This window comes from Pseudomonas sp. GM41(2012) (assembly GCF_000282315.2).
Classification (GTDB): Bacteria; Pseudomonadota; Gammaproteobacteria; order Pseudomonadales; family Pseudomonadaceae; genus Aquipseudomonas.
Genome location: NZ_AKJN02000005.1, coordinates 202,341 through 223,305 on the forward strand (window position 1 = coordinate 202,341; position 20,965 = coordinate 223,305).

Annotated in this window: 17 protein-coding genes, 1 tRNA gene and 1 pseudogene; 6 read left to right on the forward strand and 13 right to left on the reverse strand. The window is 56.8% G+C overall.

Going from position 1 to position 20,965, the window contains the following annotated elements:
- The first annotated feature begins 8 nt into the window (after positions 1 to 8).
- Positions 9 to 1,652: a fatty acid--CoA ligase gene (locus PMI27_RS25825; RefSeq protein WP_008155055.1), complete on the forward strand. Its 1,644-nt coding sequence runs from the start codon at positions 9 to 11 to the stop codon at positions 1,650 to 1,652.
- Between the two features lie 101 nt (positions 1,653 to 1,753).
- On the opposite strand, the gene PMI27_RS25820 is transcribed toward PMI27_RS25825, so the two are convergent.
- The 5 genes from PMI27_RS25820 to arcD (PMI27_RS25800) form a co-directional block, all read right to left on the reverse strand.
- Positions 1,754 to 2,116 carry a DUF5064 family protein gene (locus PMI27_RS25820; protein ID WP_008155049.1) on the reverse strand — a complete coding sequence of 121 codons (363 nt, stop codon included), beginning with the start codon at positions 2,114 to 2,116 and terminating at the stop codon, positions 1,754 to 1,756.
- 12 nt (positions 2,117 to 2,128) lie between these two features.
- Positions 2,129 to 3,058 carry a carbamate kinase gene (gene arcC, locus PMI27_RS25815; RefSeq protein ID WP_008155046.1) on the reverse strand — a complete coding sequence of 310 codons (930 nt, stop codon included), beginning with the start codon at positions 3,056 to 3,058 and terminating at the stop codon, positions 2,129 to 2,131.
- Positions 3,059 to 3,194: 136 nt separating this feature from the next.
- Positions 3,195 to 4,205: an ornithine carbamoyltransferase gene (locus PMI27_RS25810; protein WP_008155043.1), complete on the reverse strand. Its 1,011-nt coding sequence runs from the start codon at positions 4,203 to 4,205 to the stop codon at positions 3,195 to 3,197.
- 68 nt (positions 4,206 to 4,273) lie between these two features.
- Positions 4,274 to 5,530 carry an arginine deiminase gene (gene arcA, locus PMI27_RS25805; RefSeq protein ID WP_008155042.1) on the reverse strand — a complete coding sequence of 419 codons (1,257 nt, stop codon included), beginning with the start codon at positions 5,528 to 5,530 and terminating at the stop codon, positions 4,274 to 4,276.
- A 24-nt stretch (positions 5,531 to 5,554) separates the two neighbouring features.
- On the reverse strand, positions 5,555 to 6,982 hold the full coding sequence (gene arcD / locus PMI27_RS25800; RefSeq protein ID WP_008155040.1) for an arginine-ornithine antiporter: 1,428 nt from the start codon (positions 6,980 to 6,982) through the stop codon (positions 5,555 to 5,557).
- A gap of 397 nt (positions 6,983 to 7,379) precedes the next feature.
- Between arcD (PMI27_RS25800) and arcD (PMI27_RS25795) the strand changes: the two genes are divergently transcribed.
- On the forward strand, positions 7,380 to 8,807 hold the full coding sequence (arcD, locus tag PMI27_RS25795) for an arginine-ornithine antiporter (protein WP_008155038.1): 1,428 nt from the start codon (positions 7,380 to 7,382) through the stop codon (positions 8,805 to 8,807).
- Here arcD (PMI27_RS25795) and PMI27_RS25790 read toward each other — a convergent pair.
- The 4 genes from PMI27_RS25790 to PMI27_RS0229085 all read right to left on the reverse strand — a co-directional run bounded on the left by PMI27_RS25790 (position 8,796) and on the right by PMI27_RS0229085 (position 14,340).
- Entirely contained in the window at positions 8,796 to 10,634 is a 1,839-nt protein-coding gene (locus PMI27_RS25790) for a DAHL domain-containing protein (protein WP_008155037.1), read from the reverse strand. The genes arcD (PMI27_RS25795) and PMI27_RS25790 overlap by 12 nt on opposite strands.
- Before the next feature lie 174 nt (positions 10,635 to 10,808).
- The gene (ftsH, locus tag PMI27_RS25785; RefSeq protein WP_008155035.1) at positions 10,809 to 12,632 is read right to left on the reverse strand and encodes an ATP-dependent zinc metalloprotease FtsH; all 1,824 of its coding nucleotides are present in this window, start codon (positions 12,630 to 12,632) and stop codon (positions 10,809 to 10,811) included.
- Positions 12,633 to 12,793: 161 nt separating this feature from the next.
- Positions 12,794 to 13,342, reverse strand: coding sequence for an Hsp20/alpha crystallin family protein (locus tag PMI27_RS25780; RefSeq protein ID WP_008155033.1), 549 nt, complete (start codon positions 13,340 to 13,342; stop codon positions 12,794 to 12,796).
- Positions 13,343 to 14,010: 668 nt separating this feature from the next.
- Positions 14,011 to 14,340, reverse strand: coding sequence for a hypothetical protein (locus PMI27_RS0229085; RefSeq protein WP_033053020.1), 330 nt, complete (start codon positions 14,338 to 14,340; stop codon positions 14,011 to 14,013).
- A 133-nt stretch (positions 14,341 to 14,473) separates the two neighbouring features.
- Between PMI27_RS0229085 and PMI27_RS25775 the strand changes: the two genes are divergently transcribed.
- Together PMI27_RS25775 and PMI27_RS32000 are read left to right on the forward strand one after the other, a co-directional pair.
- Positions 14,474 to 15,265, forward strand: coding sequence for a DUF6694 family lipoprotein (locus PMI27_RS25775; protein WP_008155031.1), 792 nt, complete (start codon positions 14,474 to 14,476; stop codon positions 15,263 to 15,265).
- 99 nt (positions 15,266 to 15,364) lie between these two features.
- Positions 15,365 to 15,490: pseudogene (locus PMI27_RS32000) on the forward strand (cell wall hydrolase); the annotation flags it as partial.
- 202 nt (positions 15,491 to 15,692) lie between these two features.
- On the opposite strand, the gene PMI27_RS0229095 reads toward PMI27_RS32000, so the two are convergent.
- Positions 15,693 to 15,780, reverse strand: a tRNA-Ser gene (locus PMI27_RS0229095).
- 123 nt (positions 15,781 to 15,903) lie between these two features.
- Here PMI27_RS0229095 and PMI27_RS25770 point away from each other — a divergent pair.
- Positions 15,904 to 16,575, forward strand: a complete 672-nt coding sequence (locus PMI27_RS25770) for a Bax inhibitor-1/YccA family protein (protein WP_008155030.1) — start codon at positions 15,904 to 15,906, stop codon at positions 16,573 to 16,575.
- 65 nt (positions 16,576 to 16,640) lie between these two features.
- Here PMI27_RS25770 and PMI27_RS25765 read toward each other — a convergent pair whose 3' ends face one another.
- Positions 16,641 to 17,078, reverse strand: coding sequence for an Lrp/AsnC family transcriptional regulator (locus tag PMI27_RS25765; protein ID WP_008155029.1), 438 nt, complete (start codon positions 17,076 to 17,078; stop codon positions 16,641 to 16,643).
- A gap of 135 nt (positions 17,079 to 17,213) precedes the next feature.
- On the opposite strand from PMI27_RS25765, the gene PMI27_RS25760 reads away from it, so the two are divergent.
- Positions 17,214 to 18,110 carry a DMT family transporter gene (locus PMI27_RS25760; RefSeq protein WP_008155028.1) on the forward strand — a complete coding sequence of 299 codons (897 nt, stop codon included), beginning with the start codon at positions 17,214 to 17,216 and terminating at the stop codon, positions 18,108 to 18,110.
- A gap of 14 nt (positions 18,111 to 18,124) precedes the next feature.
- Here the strand turns inward: PMI27_RS25760 and PMI27_RS25755 are convergent, their stop codons facing one another.
- Both PMI27_RS25755 and PMI27_RS25750 read right to left on the reverse strand, forming a co-directional pair.
- Positions 18,125 to 19,165, reverse strand: a complete 1,041-nt coding sequence (locus tag PMI27_RS25755) for an FUSC family protein (RefSeq protein ID WP_008155027.1) — start codon at positions 19,163 to 19,165, stop codon at positions 18,125 to 18,127.
- A 47-nt stretch (positions 19,166 to 19,212) separates the two neighbouring features.
- On the reverse strand, positions 19,213 to 20,838 hold the full coding sequence (locus PMI27_RS25750) for an NADP-dependent glyceraldehyde-3-phosphate dehydrogenase (RefSeq protein WP_008155026.1): 1,626 nt from the start codon (positions 20,836 to 20,838) through the stop codon (positions 19,213 to 19,215).
- Positions 20,839 to 20,965 lie beyond the last annotated feature (127 nt).

Sequence of the window (20,965 nt, forward strand, 5' to 3'; positions counted from 1 at the left end):
CCACAACCATGATGGCGACAAAAATAATTCCGCCCGCCGACGGCGCCTATGCCTATCCCTTGCTGATCAAGCAATTGCTGCTGTCTGGCGTGCGCTACGAGCCGGGTCGGGAAATCGTGTATGCCGACAAACTGCGCTACAGCTACCAGACCCTCAACCAGCGGATCCGCCGACTGGCGAACGCCTTGACCGCTGCCGGCGTCAAGGCCGGGGACACGGTGGCCCTGCTTGACTGGGACAGCCATCGCTACCTGGAATGCTTCTTTGCCGTACCGATGATCGGCGCGGTGCTGCATACCGTGAACATCCGTCTTTCGCCGGATCAGGTGCTCTACACCATGAACCATGCCGAGGACGACCTGGTGCTGGTACATGATGATTTCCTGCCTTTGGTAGAACAGATTCACGGGCAGCTGAAAACCGTCAAAGGTTACTTGCAGCTCACGGACGACACAGCCACTCACACGTCGCTACCGGTACTGGGGGAATATGAAAACCTGTTGGCCGGGTCGGCAGATCAGTACGACTTTCCCGATTTCGATGAAAACTCCGTCGCGACCCTTTTCTACACCACGGGCACCACTGGCGACCCAAAAGGCGTGTATTTCACCCACCGCCAATTGGTCCTGCACACCTTGAATGCCGTGGGCACTTTGGGCGTCTATCAGGGGTTGCCGCTGCTGCGTTCCGATGATGTCTACATGCCGATCACACCGATGTTTCACGTGCATGCCTGGGGTGTGCCTTATGTCGCCACCCTGATGGGGATCAAACAGGTGTACCCCGGTCGCTACGAGCCCAACAGCCTGGTCAGATTGTATCGAGAGGAGAAGGTCACTTTTTCCCACTGCGTGCCGACCATTCTGCAAATGATCCTGAACTGCGAGGAAGCGGCACAGACCCGTTTTGATGGCTGGAAAATGCTCCTGGGCGGCAGCGCGCTGACATTAGGTGTTGCCAGCGAAGCGAGCGCCAAAGGGATTCAGGTGCACAGCGGTTACGGCATGTCGGAAACCTGCCCATTGCTGTGCCTGACTTACCTGCGTGACGAAGACCTCGCTCAATCCACGCAAGCCCAACTGGCCACCCGCATCAAGACGGGCACGCCGGTGCCGATGGTCGACCTGAAAATCATCGACGCCAGTGGCAATGACGTTGCTCATGACGGCGAGTCCCTGGGCGAGATCGTGGTGCGCGCGCCCTGGCTGACCCAAGGCTATTTGAAGGAGCCCGAAAAGGGCGCCGAGTTGTGGCACAACGGCTGGTTGCACACCGGCGACATGGCCTCTATCGACGCGTTGGGTGGAGTGGAAATCAAGGATCGCATCAAGGATGTGATCAAGACGGGCGGGGAGTGGATCAGCTCCCTGGAACTGGAGAGCCTGATCAGCGAACACTCGGCCGTCATGTCGGTCGCGGTCGTGGGCATCGCCGATGAGCAATGGGGCGAACGGCCGATGGCGCTGGTGGTGTGCGAGCCCGGGCAGTATCTCGATCGCAAGATCCTGGAGACGCACCTGCATGGGTTTGTCGAGCGTGGCCGCATCAACAAATGGGCTATCCCCAAGCAGTTCAAGTTCGTCGCCGAAATCCCTAAAACCAGCGTCGGGAAGATTAACAAGAAGCTCATCCGGGAAAGTGAATTGGGCTGAAGCCTTGCGGATGTCCGTCAGGGATTTGCGCGGCCAGGACACGCAGCTGCACGCGTTGTCCTGGCCGCCCCACTGATAACGATAGAAAAAGCTCGCCCGGATTACTCCAGATGTTCTGGTTTGACCGGGTCGCCCGATTTCATATCCAGTTGCTCCCTCATGTCTTCGAACATCAAGTCGTAGAATTTGTGATTTGACCCAATGCTGCTGTGGACTTTGGGGATACCGTACTTTTCAAGGATTTTCGTGACATTCCTGGCAAAGTTGTAGGCTTGATCCTTGGGAAGGAAGAACTTTTCCTGCATGTCCTTGCCTTGGATCGAACCGTGCAAGGTGAACTGCATCCCTTTGCCTTCCTTGGGATCCTTGAACACTTCATAGTCGAGGTGCAGGTTGTAGCTGACATCGCTCTTGTTCAGCGCATGGCGCTCGAAGTGCAGATGCCCGGGGTCGAACGTCGCCATTGTCGTTTCTCCTCACAAATAAGTAATGCCAGGTTCCTGGGTGCTGATACGGGTGCCAGCCGTGCCCTGAACGATGGCCTCGATGTCCGAGAGTGAACCGATCACCGCGACTTTGCCGGTATGGCGGGCGAACTCGCAGGCGGCCTGGACTTTCGGCCCCATGGACCCAGCCGCAAAGCCGAGTTTTTCCATTTCGTCGGGGTGAGCCTGAGCGATGGCTTTCTGGGTGGGTTTGCCGAAATCGATGTAGGCGGCATTGACGTCGGTGGCGATCACCAGCAGATCGCTTTCCAGCTGTTCAGCCAACAGCGCCGAGCACAGGTCTTTGTCGATCACCGCTTCCACGCCCTGCAGTTTGCCGCTGGCGCCGTACATCGTCGGGATGCCGCCACCCCCCGCGCAAATGACAATGCTGTCTTTTTCCAGCAGCCACTTGATCGGGCGAATTTCAAAAATACGTTTGGGTCTTGGGCTGGCGACTACGCGACGGAACTTGTCACCATCCGGGGCTATCGCCCAGCCTTTTTCAGCTGCGAGTTTTTCCGCCTCAGCCTTGGTGTAGACCGGGCCGATGGGTTTGGTGGGGTTCTGGAACGCCGGGTCATTGGCATCGACTTCGACTTGAGTGAGCAGGGTGGCAAAGGGCACTTCGAAGTCCAGCAGGTTGCCCAGTTCCTGTTCGATGATATAGCCGATCATGCCTTCGGTTTCGGCACCCAGCACGTCCAGCGGATACGGCGAAACCGAGGTGTAGGCCGCGGCTTGCAGCGACAGTAGCCCGACCTGAGGACCATTGCCATGGGCAATGACCAGTTGATTGCCAGGATGAACCTTGGCGATCTGTTCGGTGGCGATCCGGATGTTGGCGCGCTGATTGTCCGACGTCATGGGTTCACCACGGCGGAGCAGGGCGTTACCGCCCAGAGCAACGACGATACGCATAATGCAGTCCTTTTTGGGTAGGAGCTGCCGGAGGCTGCGATCTTTTGATCTTGCTATTGATCTTCAAAGATCAAAAGATCGCAGCCTCCGGCAGCTCCTACAGGTCAGTGATCGATCATGCAATCGTGATCGGTTGTTAAAGGTCAGCCAGAGTCGACACCAGAATCGCCTTGATGGTGTGCATGCGGTTTTCCGCTTGCTCGAAGGCGATGCAGGCTGGCGACTCGAACACGTCGTCAGTGACTTCAATGCCATTGCTCAGGTCCGGATATTGCTCGGCGATCTGTTTGCCGATCTTGGTATCGCTGTTATGGAACGCCGGCAGGCAGTGCATGAACTTGGTGCGCGGATTGCCAGTGGCTTTCATCAGTTGCGCGTTGACCTGGTATGGCAACAGTTGCTTGATGCGTTCAGCCCAGGCTTCAACGGGTTCCCCCATCGACACCCAGACATCGGTGTGGATGAAATCCACGCCTTTGACTGCGGCTTTCGGGTCTTCGGTCAGGGTGATGCGAGCGCCGCTTTCTTCACCGTATTTTTTGCAACGCGCGACCAGATCGTCCGCCGGCCACAGGGCTTTCGGAGCGCAAATGCGCACGTCCATGCCGAGCTTGGCGCCGATCAGCAGCAGCGAGTTGCCCATGTTGTTACGGGCGTCGCCCAAATAGGCGTAACTGATCTCATGAATCGGCTTGTCGGCGTTTTCACGCATCGTCAGCACGTCGGCAATCATTTGCGTCGGGTGGTACTCATCGGTCAGACCGTTGAACACGGGCACGCCGGCGAACTTGGCCAGTTCTTCGACGATTTCCTGCTTGAAGCCACGGTATTCGATGGCGTCGTACATGCGACCCAATACGCGGGCGGTGTCCTTCATGCTTTCCTTGTGGCCGATTTGCGAAGAGTTCGGGTCGATGTAGGTGACATTCGCGCCTTGGTCATAGGCTGCCACTTCGAAAGCGCAACGGGTCCGGGTCGAGGTTTTTTCGAAGATCAGCGCGATGTTGTTGCCTTTGAGGTGTTGCTGCTCGGTGCCGGTGTACTTGGCGCGCTTGAGGTCGCGAGACAAGTCCAGCAGATAACGTAATTCGCGAGGGGTGTGATGCTCCAGGCTCAACAAATTACGGTTGTGAATATTAAAGGCCATTTTGGATCTCCTTGGATGTCGGTTATCCCAACGCCTGTGCTTTATAAGCGCAGGCCGAGGTGGGCAAATTAATAGTCGATAGGGTCGCGAATGATCGGGCACGTCATGCAGTGGCCGCCGCCTCTGCCGCGACCCAATTCGCCGGCGCTGATGGTGATGACTTCCACACCGGCCTTGCGCAGCAGCGTATTGGTGTAGGTGTTGCGGTCGTAACCAATGACCACGCCCGGCTCCACAGCGACCACGTTGTTGCCGTCATCCCACTGTTCGCGTTCGGCGGCGAAGCTGTTGCCGCCGGTTTCGACGACGCGCAGCGCTTTGAGGTTGAGGGCCTTGGCCACGGTGTCGAGGAAGTTGGTCTCTTCGCGACGGATGTCGATGTTCCCCGGTTTGCTTTCGTCGGGGCGAAGGGTGAAGGCCACAATCTGGTTCACCACTTCCGGGAAGATGGTCACCACATCGCGATCGCAGAAACTGAACACCGTGTCCAGGTGCATCGCCGCACGGGATTTCGGCAGGCCGGCGACAATCACTTTCTCGACGGCTTTGTTCTTGAACAAATTGACTGCCAGTTGGCCGATAGCCTGGCGAGACGAGCGTTCGCCCATACCGATCAAGACCACACCGTTACCAATCGGCATGACGTCACCCCCTTCGAGGGTGGAACTGCCGTGCTCCTTGTCCGGATCGCCATACCATATCTGGAAGTCGGCGCTGGTGAACTGCGGATGGAACTTGTAGATGGCAGTCGCCAGCAGGGTTTCCTGACGGCGGGCCGGCCAGTACATCGGGTTCAGCGTCACACCACCGTAAATCCAGCAGGTGGTATCGCGGGTGAACTGGGTGTTGGGCAGTGGCGGCAGAATGAAGCTGGAGTGGCCGAGGAAATCGCGGAACATTTCGATGGTCTTGCCACCGAAACTGGTTGGCAGGTCATCCGCGGACACGCCACCAATCAGGAACTCGGCAATCTTGCGCGGCTCGAGGCTGCGCAGCCAGGAACCGGTTTCGTTGATCAATCCCAACCCAACCGAGTCGGCGGTGATCTTGCGTTCCAGAATCCAGTCCAACGCTTGCGGGATGGCGACGATATCGGTCAGCAGGTTGTGCATTTCCAGCACGTCGACGCCGCGCTCGCGCATTTTGGTGACGAAGTCGAAATGGTCGCGCTTGGCTTGGGCGACCCACAGCACATCGTCAAACAGCAGTTCGTCACAGTTGTTCGGGGTCAGCCGCTGGTGAGCCAGGCCTGGAGAGCAAACCATGACTTTACGCAGTTTGCCGGCTTCGGAATGGACGCCGTACTTAACTTTTTCGGTGGTCATTACAGTAATCCTCCAAATGAGGTGTTACAGGGTCAGGAAGCCGTCATACAGCCCGTAGGCTGCGACCAGGGCGCCCACGACGACTGCTGCGAAAATCAACTTCTCGACGTTGGTGAAAACCGGTTTATTGACTTCAAGTTTAGCCTTGGCGAACAGAATGACGCCGGGGGCGTAGAGCAGGGCGGAGAGCAGCAGGTATTTGACGCCACCGGCATAAATCAGCCAGATCGCATAAATCACCGCAATGGCGCCGATGAACAGGTCTTTCCTGCGTTCGGCCAGAGCGTTTTCATAGCTCTCACCGCGGATCGCCAGCAGCAGCGCATAGGCCGCCGACCACAGGTACGGCACCAGAATCATCGAGGTGGCGAGGTAGATCAGCGACAGGTAGGTACTGGCCGAGAACAGCGTGATGATCAGGAACAGTTGCACCATCGCGTTGGTCAGCCACAAGGCGTTGACCGGCACCTGGTTGGCATTTTCCTTGCGCAGGAAGGCCGGCATGGTGTGGTCCCTGGCGGCGGCGAACATGATTTCTGCACACAGCAGCACCCATGAAAGCAGCGCTCCGAGCAACGAGATGATCAGGCCGACACTGATCAGTAGCGCGCCCCACTCGCCGACCACGTGTTTCAGTACTGCGGCCATCGACGGGTTCTGCAGCTTGGCCAGCTCTGGTTGGGTCATGATGCCCAGCGACAGAACATTCACCAGCACCAGGAACAGCAGCACGGTGATGAAACCGATCACGGTGGCTTTACCGACGTCGCTGCGTTTTTCCGCCCGGGCCGAGAAGATGCTCGCGCCTTCGATGCCGATGAACACCCAGACGGTGACGAGCATCATCTTGCGCACCTGGTTCATCACACTGCCCAGGTCCGGGTTCTTGAGGCCCCAGATATCGGCGGTGAAGATATCCAGTTTGAAGGCGAAGATTGCGATCAGGACGAACAGCAACAGCGGCACGACCTTGGCGACCGTGGTCACCAGGTTGATGAATGCGGCTTCCTTGATCCCGCGCAGCACGAGAAAGTGCACGGCCCAGAGCAGCACCGACGCACCGATTATCGCCGCCACCGTGTTGCCTTCACCGAAGATCGGGAAGAAGTAACCGAGGGTGCTGAACAGCAAAACAAAGTAGCCGACGTTCCCCAGCCAGGCACTGATCCAGTATCCCCAGGCAGACGAGAAACCCATGTAGTCGCCGAAACCCGCCTTGGCGTAGGCGTAAACACCGCCGTCCAGATCCGGCTTGCGGTTGGCCAGGGTCTGGAAGACGAAGGCCAGGGTCAGCATGCCGACGGCCGTGATGGCCCAACCGATCAGAACGGCGCCGACGTCAGCACTGGCGGCCATGTTCTGCGGCAGGGAAAAGATCCCGCCACCGATCATTGAGCCGACGACCAAAGCAACCAGAGCGCCGAGTTTCAGTTTTCCGGGGGATTCAGACATTGCATGACTCCATTTCTGGGGAGAGACAACACTTAGTTTCGTTAGCCAATGTTTACGTGGGTTTAATGCATTCTCATAGTTTGTTGTTATTTAAAGACTTATCGTTGTAAGGCTGTGCTAGATGTTGTTGCTATAAGCGTTTTAAAGCAGGCAGAAAAAAATAAATGGTGACTTGACGCTAGTTGGTTTCAGGGTTTTGGCAAATTTAATTTTATATTTTAGGAATGCCAGATTAAGTGTTAACAATTGTGGATTAAATCGCTATTTTGCCACGTGCTTTCATTGCGATAAGTTATAAAAAACCATTGCCTGGCGTTAATGGGTAACCACTATTACGCTTTGTTGGTCGGTTAATATCGACTATGAAAGTTCTCGCGATTAAAGTGAGGCGCAAAAAATGTCCCAGCCGACGCAAAAACTCCGTTTGAATGCACTGATTGCCTTAGTGGTGGGGTCGATGATTGGCGGCGGGATCTTTTCCCTGCCGCAGAATATGGCCGAGAAAGCCGATGCCGGCGCGATATTGATCGGCTGGGCCATTACGGCCGTTGGCATGCTGACCCTGGCCTTCGTCTTTCAGACGCTGGCCAATCGCAAACCCGAGCTGGACTCCGGGGTGTACGCCTACGCCAAGGCCGGTTTTGGCGATTACATGGGCTTCTCGTCTGCCTGGGGTTACTGGATCAGCGCCTGGCTAGGCAATGTCGGTTACTTCGTGTTGCTGTTCAGCACGCTGGGTTATTTTTTTCCGGTCTTTGGCCAAGGCAACACGCCGATCGCCATCGGCTGCGCCTCTGTCCTTCTGTGGGCGGTGCATTTTCTGGTGATGCGCGGAATCAAGGAAGCCGCATTCATCAATCAACTGACAACCGTCGCCAAGATCGTGCCGTTGATCATGTTTATCGTCATCGCTGCCGTGGCGTTCAAGGCCGACATCTTTACCCGGGATATCTGGGGGCACAGCAATCCGAATTTTGGCGGTGTGATGGATCAGGTGCGCAACATGATGCTGGTGACGGTCTTCGTCTTCATCGGCATCGAAGGCGCCAGTGTGTATTCGGCCCGGGCGGAGAAGCGTTCGGACGTAGGCCGAGCGACAGTCATCGGTTTCCTCGGGGTGTTGGCGCTGCTGGTGTTGGTTAACGTGCTGTCCCTGGGAGTCTTGAGCCAGCCCGAATTGGCCAAACTGCAGAACCCGTCACTGGCGACGGTGATGGAGCATATCGTCGGTCATTGGGGGGCACTGTTGATCAGCGTCGGTTTGGCGATTTCGCTGTTGGGTGCGTTGCTGTCATGGGCGTTGCTCTGTGCTGAAATCCTCTTTGCCACGGCCAAGGACAAGACCATGCCGGCCTTCCTGAAAAAGGAAAACGCCAACCATGTACCGGTCAACGCCTTGTGGCTGACCAATGTAATGATCCAGATTTTCCTGCTGATTACGCTGTTCTCCGCCGGCACCTACACCAGTCTGATCTACCTCGCTTCCTCGATGATTCTGGTGCCGTATCTGTGGTCGGCGGCCTATGCAGTGCTGTTGAGCGGACGCGGCGAAACTTACGAACACGCATCGGCCGAGCGCACCAAAGACCTGATGATTGGCGGGATCGCACTTTGTTACGCGGTGTGGCTGTTGTATGCCGGCGGGGTGAAGTATTTGCTGCTCTCGGCATTGTTGTATGCGCCCGGCGTGATTTTATTTGCCAAGGCAAAACATGAGCAGGGTGAGCCTTTGTTCTCGCCTATCGAGAAAGGGATTTTTGCCTGCGTCATCGCCGGGGCCGGGTTGGCAGCGTATGGGTTGTACAGTGGATTGCTATCGTTGTGAGGTGGTTGCTTGAGTGTCATGTTGTGTCGTGATTCCGGCGGTCGGCAATGCATGCGCCGTCTCCAGCGGAATCTCCAGCGTGAAAACCGCTCCGTGGCCTGGTCCATCGCTATGCACGCGAAGATGCCCGTTCATCTCTACCGCAGCGAGCGCACAACTGTGCAGGCCAAAACCGTGGCCTTCCTTGCGCGTGGTGAAACCGTGATTAAAGATGCGGGTGATGTTCTCGGCAGCGATCCCTTCGCCCTGATCTTCTACGCTGAGGCGCAGTGTTGCGTTATCGACAATCTTGACGCCCAGCGTCATATGGCGCTGATGATCGCTGACCTTGGACATTGCATATTTGGCATTGCTGATCAGGTTGATCAGGATCAACAGTAGTCGGTGTTTGTCGCCGATGATCGTCGGCGTGTCCCGGTAGTCCTTGCTGACGACGACATGGTGGCGACTCAACGCACCGGAATTCATGCGTAACGCATCCTCGAACAGATCGACGACGTTCAACGGCTCGACCAGCCTGGCGGCGCCGGCATAAGCCTGCTGAGTGGAAACGATGTCCTTGATGTGATCGATGCTTTTGGTGAGTTGTGACAGTTCCTCAACGATGCTCGATTGCTCAGTCGCGATGGAGTCGACCAGTTGATTGAGGTAACCGCGCAGCAGTTTGCCTTTTTCATCGAAGGTCATGAATTGCCCCAGGTCTTCGGCATGCTCGTTCATCATATTTACCGCTTTACCCAGGCCCAGGGTTTTGCTGACCGCTAATTTGCGCGTGATCAATTCTGCCGAGACGTTAACGCTGTTCAGCACATTGCCGACGTTATGCAACACATTGGTTGCGATCTCTGCCATGCCGGCCATTCGCGCGGCATCGACCAGTTCGCGCTCGGCTTCGATCAACTCGCGGGTGCGTTCCTCGACGCGTTGCTCCAACCGCTCGTTTGCCGTTTGTAACTCGTTGTTCATCTTGTTGATCACGGCATAACTGCGAACCAGCCGGGCCGCCAGGTACAACAACAGCAACGCCATGATGCCGGCGCATATTCCGAGATAAAGGTGATATTGGTGGTCTGTCGCGCCAGTGCGCCGTTGTGTCTCGTTCAATAATTCGTTGATGCTGTCCAGTTGCTGTGCGACCGGAATCACACTGATGCGATCAAGCAGGTCATTGACAATGGGCTGCTCTCGAACGATGGCGTTTACATGCTCGACAAATGCAGTAAAAGGCTGGCGCCGATCAAATGGCATTTGATTGATGTATTCGTTGAGTTCGTTCAGTTGATGGGCGATCTCGTCGGCTTTGTCATGGGATACATAGAGGGCGTACTCGACGGTTGCCAACATGAGATCGAATACGTTTGATTGGGTGGTTAAATCCTGGATGTTGTTATTGTCCAGTAATGCCTGAATGTCATCTTCTTGTTCAGGCAGGGCATCCAGTGAAGTTCGCAACACCGTGTTGTGCTGTTTGAATTGCTCGACCAATAGGGTTTTGTTTTCCAACGCATCCAGATAACCCTGGCGTCGGGATTGCCAAAGGGTCGAAAGCGGGCCGACAGCGTTAAGGTCATCGAGATGCTGCCATCGTTGCTCTGCTTCAGGAGGCGCCACCAGAAGCAGATTGTTGTTCATACCAATTTTTGCTCTCAGAATCTTCACGTTCCAATTGGCATCGAACTGCTTGAGTTGGCGAACGAAGTCGCGCGACTCGAAGTAGGTCGATGTGTCATAGGAATAGGATTTGATCAGCAAAAATACAAGTACGCTGAAAAGGGTCAGCGCAATGGCGCCCAAGGCAGTCCATTTGTAATGATTGGAAAGCTTCATTGCGGCATTCCTCTCTGGGCCATCTTGAGAGAGAGGATTTGCCGACGGTGTAATGATTTCCATTTTTGCGCTCCCTGCAAAATGGCGATAATCACCACATTGTTTGTAAGCCTAGCGTTGTTGGCGGACACCGTTGAAAAAATCACCGAATGCGCTATCAGCGCCGCTATCGTCTCAATCAGGCCCGTCGCGCTTTGCTGCACAGGGTAGTAGAGGTGGGAATTCCTCCGGCGTGAGGGTTTCCTTTTCCAGCAACAGGCGGGCCCCCTCATCCAGGTCGGCCCGACGACTCTCCAGCAATGCCTTGGCCCGTTGGTAGGCTTCATCGAGCAGGGCGCGGATACCCAGGTCGATTTCGCGGGCGGTCTGCTCCGAATAATCCTTCTCGCCCACCGTGGCCATGCGGTCTCCCAGGTACGTTGCGTTTTGCCGCTCCAGCACCGATTGTCCAAGTTCGGCGCTCATGCCGAACCGGGTGATCAGTTGCCGGGCGATATCGGTCGCGCGGACAAGATCATCGGCGGCACCGGTGGAGATCTGGCCATAGATCAGGTCTTCGGCTGCACGCCCGGCCATTAGCACGACAATCCGGTCCTTGAGCGTCTGGCAACTGATCAGGAAGTGATCCTCGGTCGGTCGTTGCAGGGTATAGCCGAGCGAGCCGATGGCGCGGGGCACGATCGATACTTTATGCACCGGGTCCATCGCCGGCAGCGTGCTGGCGGCCAGGGCATGCCCCATTTCGTGATAGGCCACCACCCGACGCTCGTCGGGATCGAGCAGGCTGCTCTTGCGCTCGAGCCCCGCGATGAGGCGCTCTACCGCTGCGGTGAAATCGTTCAGGCTGACCGCCTCGGCGCCGCGTCGGGTGGCGACGATGGCCGCTTCGTTAACCAGATTGGCCAGGTCGGCGCCGGTGAAACCGGTGGTGATCTCGGCGATACGTACGCCATCGAGCCCTGGCTCCACGGTGACTTTCTTGAGATGAACTTTGAGGATTGCTTCCCGACCTTTGCGGTCGGGGCGGTCGATCAGAATCTGCCGATCGAAGCGCCCGGCCCGCAACAACGCCGGGTCGAGGACCTCCGGGCGGTTGGTCGCGGCCAGCAACACCACGCCCTCGCGGGGATCGAAGCCATCCAGCTCGGCCAGTAACTGGTTGAGGGTCTGTTCTTTTTCGTCATTGCCGCCCAGCGTACCGACGCCGCGCATCTTGCCCAGCGCATCGAGTTCATCGATGAAGATGATGCAGGGCGCTGCCTGCCGTGCCTGTTCGAAGAGGTCGCGGACCCGTGCTGCACCGACCCCGACGAACATCTCGACGAACTCGGAGCCGGAGATCGAGAAAAACGGCACACCGGCTTCACCGGCGATGGCTTTGGCCACCAGCGTCTTGCCGGTGCCGGGCGGGCCGACCAGCAAGGTGCCCTTGGGAATGTGTGCGCCCAGGCGTTCGTATCGGGCCGTGTCCTTGAGAAACGAGACGATTTCCACCAGCTCGGCCTTGGCTTCGTCGATGCCGGCGACATCGGTGAAGGTCACTCCGGTGTCGCGTTCGACAAACACCCTGGCCCGGGATTTGCCGACATTCATCAAACCGCCAAGGCCTTGTTTGTCCACCATCCCGCGAAACAGGAAATTCCAGAAGACCATAATCAGGACAAACGGCAACAGCCAGCCCAACAGGCTGTTCATAAAGGTGTTTTCGGTGATTCCGGTAAAACTGACGCCCGATTGAGAGAGTTCTGTCGCCAGCGCCGGATCCACCCGCACGGTGGAGAATCGATCGTGTCCGTTGATGGGCTCTTGCAACTTGCCGCTGATCTGGTCTTTATCGACGTGCAAATCACTGACTTTTTGCTCGTTCAACAATTGCAGAAACTGGCTGTACGGGAGGGGCTGCACCGCCTGGCGCTCGCCAAAGAATATCTGCATGAGACTCAGCACGATAAAAGCGATCGCGAAGTAGGACAGATTCCACTGGTCATTCTTTTTCATGGCCTTGGCTCAGCATCAGCATGAGAACGCAGGGTCGTTCAAAACGAGCCGCGCCGCCTGGCATTAACCGCGCCCGCCCGGTTACTTTTAGACCACGTCAAAAAAGCCCCGTGCCGGCTTCCCGACAAAGGGCTTTTTTGGCGTGAAGGGCTGTCTCGGATTCAGCTGGATTTGATTTGCACCTTTTTGTCCGCGTTCATGCCTTCGGGCTTTTTCGGCAGTGAAATACTCAGCACGCCTTTGCTGAAATTTGCTTCGATCTTGTCGGTATCGACACCTTTTGGCAGGCTGAACGCCCGCTCGAAGGTGCCATAGTGACGCTCTGACACGTGATAGCCTTTTCTTTTTTCTTCCTTGTCCTCTTTCTTTTCACCCTTGATGATCAAATTGCCGTTGGACAATTTGATGTCGATATTTTCCTGATCCATGCCTGGCAGTTCGGCCGTGATTTCGAAGCTTTCATCTTTCTCGGTAATGTCCACCGCAGGCAGGCTGCGGCCGATAAATTCCCGACTCCAGAACGGTTCGACATCGAACAGCCCTCGCCGGAAAGGCATTAACCCTGAGCCACGATTGAAGTCTTCGAACAGGTGATCGACCTGCTGGCGCAGTTTTTCCAGATGACGCCAAGGGTCTGATGTAGCCATCGGTTGCTGATTGGTTTTTTCATCGTCGGTCTGCACCGGCATTTTCTTCTCGAAATTGGCCATTTTTCATTCCTCCTATCGAGTACTGCGGTGGGCCGGGAGCAACTCGGAGGCCGGTCCACCACGACACATTCAGGCCTTACCTTAAAAGGTTAGTATTCCTGCGACCGCCAGGCCGACCAACAGTGACGACTGGCACCAAAAATGAAGGCCTGACGCCTGAGCCCGCACAGGTGCCGGCCAAAAAACCAGTTCCCAAGGCTCCCCCCAGACCTACAGGGGGAATGACCATTACAGCCGGGACCGCAAAGCCAGCCCTCACCGGCCTTAACGGATAGGTAACGTGGGGGGCGACTGACAGGCGAGCTTGGGCGATGCTGGTGGCGAAGGTTATTACTGTTGGCCTTCGGCACCTTCTCCGGCTTGATAGACCTTAAGATTTTCCGTGGGCATTGGGGGAGCCTTGGCCGATGTTCGGCTACAGTAGGTAAGTCATCGAAATGGAGATCGGACATGCAATGCTTAATTTGCCAGGCTGCTTCTAAAATTGTTCACATGGCTGGATGCTGGTCCGAGGTCAAATGCTCGGCCGGATGTGGACACTTTAGGGTCTCAGCGAACCTTGTTGCGAAGATGAAGTTCAAGAACGAATTCTTTGACGTTGAACGAACAAGGCAATGGCTAGGGATGGCTCGGAACGAGGGGCCAATGCCGTTGATATCGACCTACGATTACAATGTTTCTTTGTTGCATCGTGCCACTAAAGAGCGATCTGACAGCTTGCCGAGTCGTTCCAGGAAATCGATGGCTTTGGAATAAATGGACTTCTGATTTCGATCCGCCTGGTCATGCCCGGGCGGTGGGCCGGCTGATGGAGGTCGGGTCAGCCAGTCACAGTCGGCGACGAACTCGGCAACGGTGCGGGGCCCCATGCCGCCCCAGTAGGCATTCCAGCTGCTGTCCCAGTAGTTGATGGTGATCTTGCCTTGGGCGGTCTGGTAGTTCGGATTGGATTCGATCTTTCCGGCGTTCCGGTAAAAGATAGGACTGCAATCTTCCACGATCTGCGCGTCATGGAGGCTGAAGCGCTCTCACTTATGTCCGATCGCTTCCCGTAGGATCATAAGTAAATCTGTTGAAGGCGACGCGATTATGGCCATTTGCTAAAATTCGTTTTTTTTTGGAGGGAAACGGATGAAACGGATGTTGCTTATCGGACTGGCGGCAGCATTGATTGCTGGATGCGGGGACCCAAAACTGGATGCTACAACCGAGGCGACCTTACAAGAATCCTCAAAAAAAGTAGCCGAAAGGCTTTCTCCTGATGAAAAGAAACAGTTCGCTGCCGACCTGATGCTTGTAGCGTTGAGCAGTCTGAATATTGGGAAAACATCGCTTGTGGGAGCGCAGCAGGACAACAATTTAAGCTTGGATGGGAAGACCGCTGCCGAAGTGAACACGATGGCGACAAACATTCGTGCTGAAAGAGAGAGGAAGCAAAAAGAGCAGGCTTTGCTGGAGATCAAGGAGCTACAGTCCAGAGTAGCATCCGCTGAGACCGCCAAAGTTGAACTGACAAAGTTCGCCGTGTCGAGATCAAGACTTCTGGAGCAGGCTGAAAAATACTCCAAAGTACCTCAGCCTGTTATCGAGTTAACTGTTCAGAACGGTACTTCCCACCCGATTTCCCGCGCTTACTTCAAGGGAACTATTGCCAGTCCTGAAAGAGCCATTCCATGGTTTGTTGACGCGTTTAACTACGATATTAGCGGTGGCTTGGAGGCCGGTGAGGGAGCTACTTGGCAGCTCTTGCCCAATAAGTTCGGTAAGTGGGGCAAGATTGAAGCTCCAGCAGGAGCAATTTTCACCGTCGAGGTCTACAGACTTGATGGTCCGGACGGCAAGGTACTTTTTGATGCTGGCGGCCTTAGTGAGAATGAGCAGGCACGATTGGATGCCTTGCAAAAGCAGTACGGTCCCATCTGATAGTTTCAACTCTTATGAACCCGCTCCGGCGGGTTTTTTATTGGTGCGCCAGGCATGGCGCGTTGCGCGCAAGCGCAACCAGTTTGGCTGTGGTGGCCACGGGAGGGCTACTCTGGCGTGTGCCAGAAGCCGTACCAGTTCAGCTGCTGGAACAAGAACGATCCGAACTATGCCTACCTGAGCGGTGCGAAGCCGATCCCGTTTCGTGAGTTCTCCCAAGCGCAGAATCGCGTTACATGAAGGATGTTTAACGATCGGCAGGACGCCGGGGGAGGGGCTCGAAAGCCAGTTGTTTCAAGTGATTTCTGCGCGGGGGTTGCGGAAATAGCCGAAAAGATGCGGAAACGACCACCTAGGCCGCTCAACCGCTCACCAAACCCCAGAAACGACAAAGCCCTGACTAATCAGGGCTTTGTCGGTACAAATATGGCGGAGGCGATGGGATTCGAACTCATGGACCTGTTACAGTCGACGGTTTTCAAGACCGTTGCCTTAAACCACTCGGCCACACCTCCGTTTGCGTTGCGGGCGCCATAATACCTGAATGAAACACACTGTCAAACTCTCTGCATAGCTTGTTACAGAGCGTCTGTTATGATCTTTGCGACTGAACGTTTCAAACCAACAGGAGTGTCGCCATGCGCGAACAGGATTACGCAGTTAATAACAGCGTGCAGGCTGAGCAGCTAGAGGTTAGCCGCGTCCTGCGCAACACTTACGGCTTACTCGCTCTCACCCTCGCATTCAGCGGCGTGATGGCGTTTGTCGCTCAGCAGATGCGTGTCGGCTACCCGAACGTTTTCGTGGTGCTGATCGGTTTCTATGGCCTTTTCTTCCTTACCAACAAACTCCGTGATTCGGCCTGGGGCCTGGTGTCGGCATTTGCCCTGACCGGTTTCATGGGTTTCCTGCTCGGCCCGATCCTCAACCGTTACCTGGGTATGCAGGGCGGCGCCGAGGTGGTCAGTTCGGCCTTCGCGATGACTGCGCTGGTGTTCGGCGGTCTGTCGGCTTATGTGCTGATTACCCGCAAGGACATGAGTTTCCTGGGTGGTTTCATCACTGCAGGCTTCTTCGTGCTGCTGGGTGCGACGCTGGCGAGCCTGTTCTTCCAGATCAGCGGTCTGCAACTGGCGATCAGCGCAGGTTTCGTGCTGTTCTCCTCGGTCTGCATTCTGTTCCAGACCAGCGCCATCATTCACGGCGGCGAGCGTAACTACATCATGGCGACCATCAGCCTGTATGTATCGATCTACAACCTGTTCATCAGCTTGTTGCAGCTGTTCGGCATCATGAGCCGCGATGACTAATCGTCAGCCTTGAGGAAAAAACCCGCTTCGGCGGGTTTTTTCTTGCCTGGGATTTGAGTAAAGGGTCATGCCATCGGTGGCAAGCGGCGCTTGACCGGGGTTTTCTTGACGATTGCAGTGTTGGTTTCGGCGTGGGTGTTGAGGCGGTCGAGCAGGGTGTCCAGTTGTTCCATCGAACGCACATGCAGGCGTGCGATGAAACAGTCGTCGCCGGTGACTTTGTCACACTCGGTAAACTCGGGAATGGCCTGGATCTGTCGTTCCACTTCCTGCAACTGGCCTGGCAGCGGACGAATACGGACGATGGCCTGGAGTTGATAGCCAAAGCATTTGGGGTCGATCTCGACGGTGTAACCCTTGAGTACGCCACGCTCTTCGAGGCGACGCAAACGCTCGGCGACGCTGGGCGAAGACAGGCCGCTGATTTGCGCCAGAGCCTTGAGCGAGCGGCGTGAGTCTTCCATCAATGCCGTGATCAGCACTTGGTCGATATCGTCGGTCATGGCGAAAACCCTATTAGGCAATTAATTCAAACCGCCTTGATAAAAAAGGCAGATTCCGAGTTTAGCCTGCTTTTTGCGCTGGAGAAGCCCCCCAGCGGATTGGCATACTTTGGGCTCAAACACAGGAGTCTGATGATGGACAAAACCATACGTCACGGGTCATTTGAAATGACCGCCGCCATGCTGATTTCCGGGACCATCGGCTGGTTCGTGCTGGTGTCCGGGCAACCGGTGCTGGACGTAGTGTTCTGGCGTTGCGTGTTCGGCGCCGGCACGTTGTTGCTGATTTGCGCGGCATTCGGCTTCCTGCGCCCCGGCATTCTGACCCGCACCACGTTCTTGCTGGCCGTGCTCAGCGGCGTGGCGATTGTCGGCAACTGGGTGCTGTTGTTTGCTTCTTACTCCCGCGCCTCGATTGCCATAGGCACCGCGGTATACAACGTTCAGCCGTTCATGCTGGTGGGGTTGGCCGCGTTGTTCCTCAACGAAAAAATCACCCTGCAGAAACTGTTCTGGCTGGGTATTTCGTTTCTCGGGATGCTGGCGATTGTCAGCGCACATGGCGGGCAGGGCGAGAGCGGTAATGATTACCTGATGGGTATCGCTCTGGCGCTGGGGGCGGCATTTCTTTACGCGATTGCTGCGTTGATCATCAAGCGCCTGACCGGCACACCGCCGCATCTGATTGCATTGGTCCAGGTCACCACCGGCGTGCTGTTACTCGCGCCATTCGCGCACTTTTCGGCACTGCCGCAAGCGCCGAGTGCATGGGCGAGTCTGATAACCCTGGGCATTGTCCACACCGGCGTGATGTATGTGCTGCTCTACGGCGCGATCCAAAAACTGCCGACGGCACTGACCGGTGCGCTGTCCTTCATCTACCCGATTGCGGCGATTTTCGTTGACTGGTTTGCCTTCGGCCATCGCCTGGAGCCGCTGCAATGGATCGGTGTTGCCGCGATTCTGTTGGCCGCTGCCGGCATGCAACAGGGTTGGAGCCTGAAGTTTCGTCGGACGGTGACGACGCAGTAAGCCGTGAAGAAACCTCAGATGTTCCAGCGCGGTGCCGTCTTGGCCAAGCGCTGGCGCATCTCGCCGATGTTGGCGGCTAATTGCCGGACCAATAACCGGTAGCCGTCCAGCGGATTGTAAACCGGCGCGGTCAGGCTTGAATCCGACGGCAATTCGACGGGCCGGTTGAGCCGCTGGGACGCACCGGATTTCAGCGCCCGGGCCATACCGATCAGTTGCACCCGAATCAGCCGATGCTCGGCTTTCAAGGACGATTGCAGATGGTCCATGGCCTCGGGGTCACTGGCATCCGGTCGGGTGTTGCCGAGAATTTCCAGGGTGCTGACGCACATCCGCAAGTGCCGCTGAATGGCATCGAGTTCGGTCATGGAGATCCGCACTTCCTTGGACACCGACGGCATCAGCGAGCGCAATTGCACCATCACCGTGTTCAAGCGGCCCACCAGTTTATGGTGTTCGTCATCGGTGACCGATTGGCCATTGATGATGCGTCCGTAGATCGCCGCGCAGTCGCGCAAGGCATCGGCCAGGTTGTAGCGCCAGGAATAAACCGCGTAGAGCGGCAAGGCGAAAGAAAAAGCCAGGGCCAGGGCGATGCCGATCAGGATGTCCACCCCACGCCACAACCCGTCGGTGATCGGATTGTCGCCATGCCCCGCGACGATAAACACGGTAATCGCCGAGAGCAACGCGGTGTAACCGCCCTTGCCGATGGCGTGGTACGAGAAGAACCCGCAAACCACGGCCATTGCGAAATAGGTCAGCCACGGCATCCCGAGCCAGGCCTGTTGCGCCACCAGCAGCAAGCCGACACCGGCGCCGATCAAGGTACCGATGGCGCGTTCGGCGGCTTTTTTGCCGATGTTGCCGTGATGCTGCAAACCACCGATCACCACCAGCATCGTCACCGACGCCCACTCACCGTGGGGCAGATTGATGCCGGTGGTCAGCAGGATCGTTGCCAGTAACCCCAGCGACACACGCACCGCGTGGATCACCCTGGCGTGGCGATAGCGCCGGTACGGGTCCAGTAACGGACGCAGCAGTCGGCGCATTAGCGGTGGGAGTCGGCTGTCTCTGAATGTGCTCAGGCTCGGTCTCCTCAGAAGATGTAATCGGTGGTCAGGAAGCTCGAACTGCGTCCGCTGATGATCTCGCTGATGAGATCTTTGTTGGTTTCCTGGAACTTGGTCGCCACCAGTGTGCGAATCGAAAACACCCGCAACGCATCATGCACCGACAGCGTGCCTTCGGCGGAGTTCTTGCGGCCGTTGAACGGGAAAGTGTCCGGACCGCGCTGGCACTGGGCGTTGAGGTTGATCCGGCCGACCTGGTTGGCGAAGGTGTCGACCAGCCGGCCGACCGCCACCGGGTTGGTGCCGAAGATACTCAGCTGCTGGCCGAAGTCCGATTCCAGAACGTAATCGATCACCGTGTCCAGATGCCGGTAAGGCACGATCGGCACGACCGGGCCGAACTGTTCTTCCTGATAGACGCGCATCTGCGGCGTCACCGGGTACAGCACGGCAGGGTAGAAGAACGAAGCGCGGGCTTCACCGCCGTTGGGGTTGACCACGGTGGCGCCTTTGCTCACGGCATCCGCCACCAGCGAGTGCAGATAATCGACCTTGCTCGCTTCCGGCAACGGCGTCAGCGCCACGCCGCTGTCCCACGGCATGCCGGGTTTGAGGTTGGCGAGTTTGGCGTTGAATTTCTCGATGAACGCTTCGACCACGTCTTCATGGACGAAGAGGATTTTCAACGCGGTGCAACGCTGACCATTGAAGGACAAGGAACCGGTGAGCGCTTCGCTGACCGCGTTGTCCAGATCCACCTCAGGCAGCACGATGCCGGGGTTTTTCGCATCCAGACCCAACGCCGCACGCAAGCGGTGCGGTTTTGGATGGAGTTTTTTCAGGTCACTGGCGGCTTTGTTGGTGCCGATAAACGCGAAGATGTCGATCTTGCCGCTGGCCATCAGCGCGCTGACGGTCTCGCGGCCGCTGCCGTAGATCACGTTGATCACCCCGGCCGGGAAGCTGTCGCGGAACGCTTCCAGCAACGGACGAATCAGCAGCACACCCAGCTTGGCCGGTTTGAACACCACGGTGTTGCCCATGATCAGCGCCGGAATCAGCGTGGTGAAGGTTTCGTTCAACGGGTAGTTGTAAGGTCCCATGCACAACGCCACGCCCAGCGGCACGCGGCGGATCTGGCCGAGGGTGTCCTGTTCCAGTTCGAAGCGGCTGGAGCGGCGGTCGAGTTCCTTGAGTGCATTGATGGTGTCGACGATGTAGTCGCAGGTGCGGTCGAACTCTTTCTCCGAGTCCTTGAGGTTCTTGCCGATTTCCCACATCAGCAACTTGACCACGGCTTCGCGCTGTTCGCGCATGCGTCCAAGGAAGGTTTCGACGTGCTGGATGCGTTCGGCCACGCGCATTGTCGGCCACAGACCCTGGCCCCGGTCATAGGCGCGGACGGCGGCGTCGAGGGCGGTCAATGCGGTGTCGGCATCGAGCAGCGGCGTGCTGCCGAGGATCACTTGTTCATCGCCATTTTCGCCGGTCAGGTACACCGGGCTGCGGACTTGGGCGAGGGCCCCGGACCAGGTTTTCAGCTCGCCATCGACCAGGTATTCACGCTGCTCGGTCTGGCCATCGAGGCGATATTTTTCCGGGATGTCGCTGGCGTCGGGAAACAGGTTGCCAAGGATGTGTGCTGTGGTCATGTCGCTACCCCGTCTGGATTGGGTGATGCACTGATGAATCGTTTTAGCAGACCTCGGACTCGCTTGTCATGGCTCATCTTATGATTTTTTTGGCTCGACGTTGCGGGTCGTCGTAGCAGCTGCCGAG

What these genes read in the sequence shown, in the direction of transcription:
- PMI27_RS25810 (WP_008155043.1), bottom strand. Translation starts at nt 4,205, where the DNA reads ATGGCCTTTAATATTCACAACCGTAATTTGTTGAGCCTGGAGCATCAC.
- PMI27_RS25775 (WP_008155031.1), top strand. Translation starts at nt 14,474, where the DNA reads ATGAAACGGATGTTGCTTATCGGACTGGCGGCAGCATTGATTGCTGGA.
- PMI27_RS25820 (WP_008155049.1), bottom strand. Translation starts at nt 2,116, where the DNA reads ATGGCGACGTTCGACCCCGGGCATCTGCACTTCGAGCGCCATGCGCTG.
- PMI27_RS25765 (WP_008155029.1), bottom strand. Translation starts at nt 17,078, where the DNA reads ATGACCGACGATATCGACCAAGTGCTGATCACGGCATTGATGGAAGAC.
- arcD (WP_008155040.1), bottom strand. Translation starts at nt 6,982, where the DNA reads ATGTCTGAATCCCCCGGAAAACTGAAACTCGGCGCTCTGGTTGCTTTG.
- arcA (WP_008155042.1), bottom strand. Translation starts at nt 5,530, where the DNA reads ATGACCACCGAAAAAGTTAAGTACGGCGTCCATTCCGAAGCCGGCAAA.
- ftsH (WP_008155035.1), bottom strand. Translation starts at nt 12,632, where the DNA reads ATGAAAAAGAATGACCAGTGGAATCTGTCCTACTTCGCGATCGCTTTT.
- PMI27_RS25770 (WP_008155030.1), top strand. Translation starts at nt 15,904, where the DNA reads ATGCGCGAACAGGATTACGCAGTTAATAACAGCGTGCAGGCTGAGCAG.
- PMI27_RS25755 (WP_008155027.1), bottom strand. Translation starts at nt 19,165, where the DNA reads ATGCGCCGACTGCTGCGTCCGTTACTGGACCCGTACCGGCGCTATCGC.
- arcD (WP_008155038.1), top strand. Translation starts at nt 7,380, where the DNA reads ATGTCCCAGCCGACGCAAAAACTCCGTTTGAATGCACTGATTGCCTTA.
- PMI27_RS25780 (WP_008155033.1), bottom strand. Translation starts at nt 13,342, where the DNA reads ATGGCCAATTTCGAGAAGAAAATGCCGGTGCAGACCGACGATGAAAAA.
- PMI27_RS25790 (WP_008155037.1), bottom strand. Translation starts at nt 10,634, where the DNA reads ATGAAGCTTTCCAATCATTACAAATGGACTGCCTTGGGCGCCATTGCG.
- arcC (WP_008155046.1), bottom strand. Translation starts at nt 3,058, where the DNA reads ATGCGTATCGTCGTTGCTCTGGGCGGTAACGCCCTGCTCCGCCGTGGT.
- PMI27_RS25750 (WP_008155026.1), bottom strand. Translation starts at nt 20,838, where the DNA reads ATGACCACAGCACACATCCTTGGCAACCTGTTTCCCGACGCCAGCGAC.
- PMI27_RS25825 (WP_008155055.1), top strand. Translation starts at nt 9, where the DNA reads ATGATGGCGACAAAAATAATTCCGCCCGCCGACGGCGCCTATGCCTAT.
- PMI27_RS25760 (WP_008155028.1), top strand. Translation starts at nt 17,214, where the DNA reads ATGGACAAAACCATACGTCACGGGTCATTTGAAATGACCGCCGCCATG.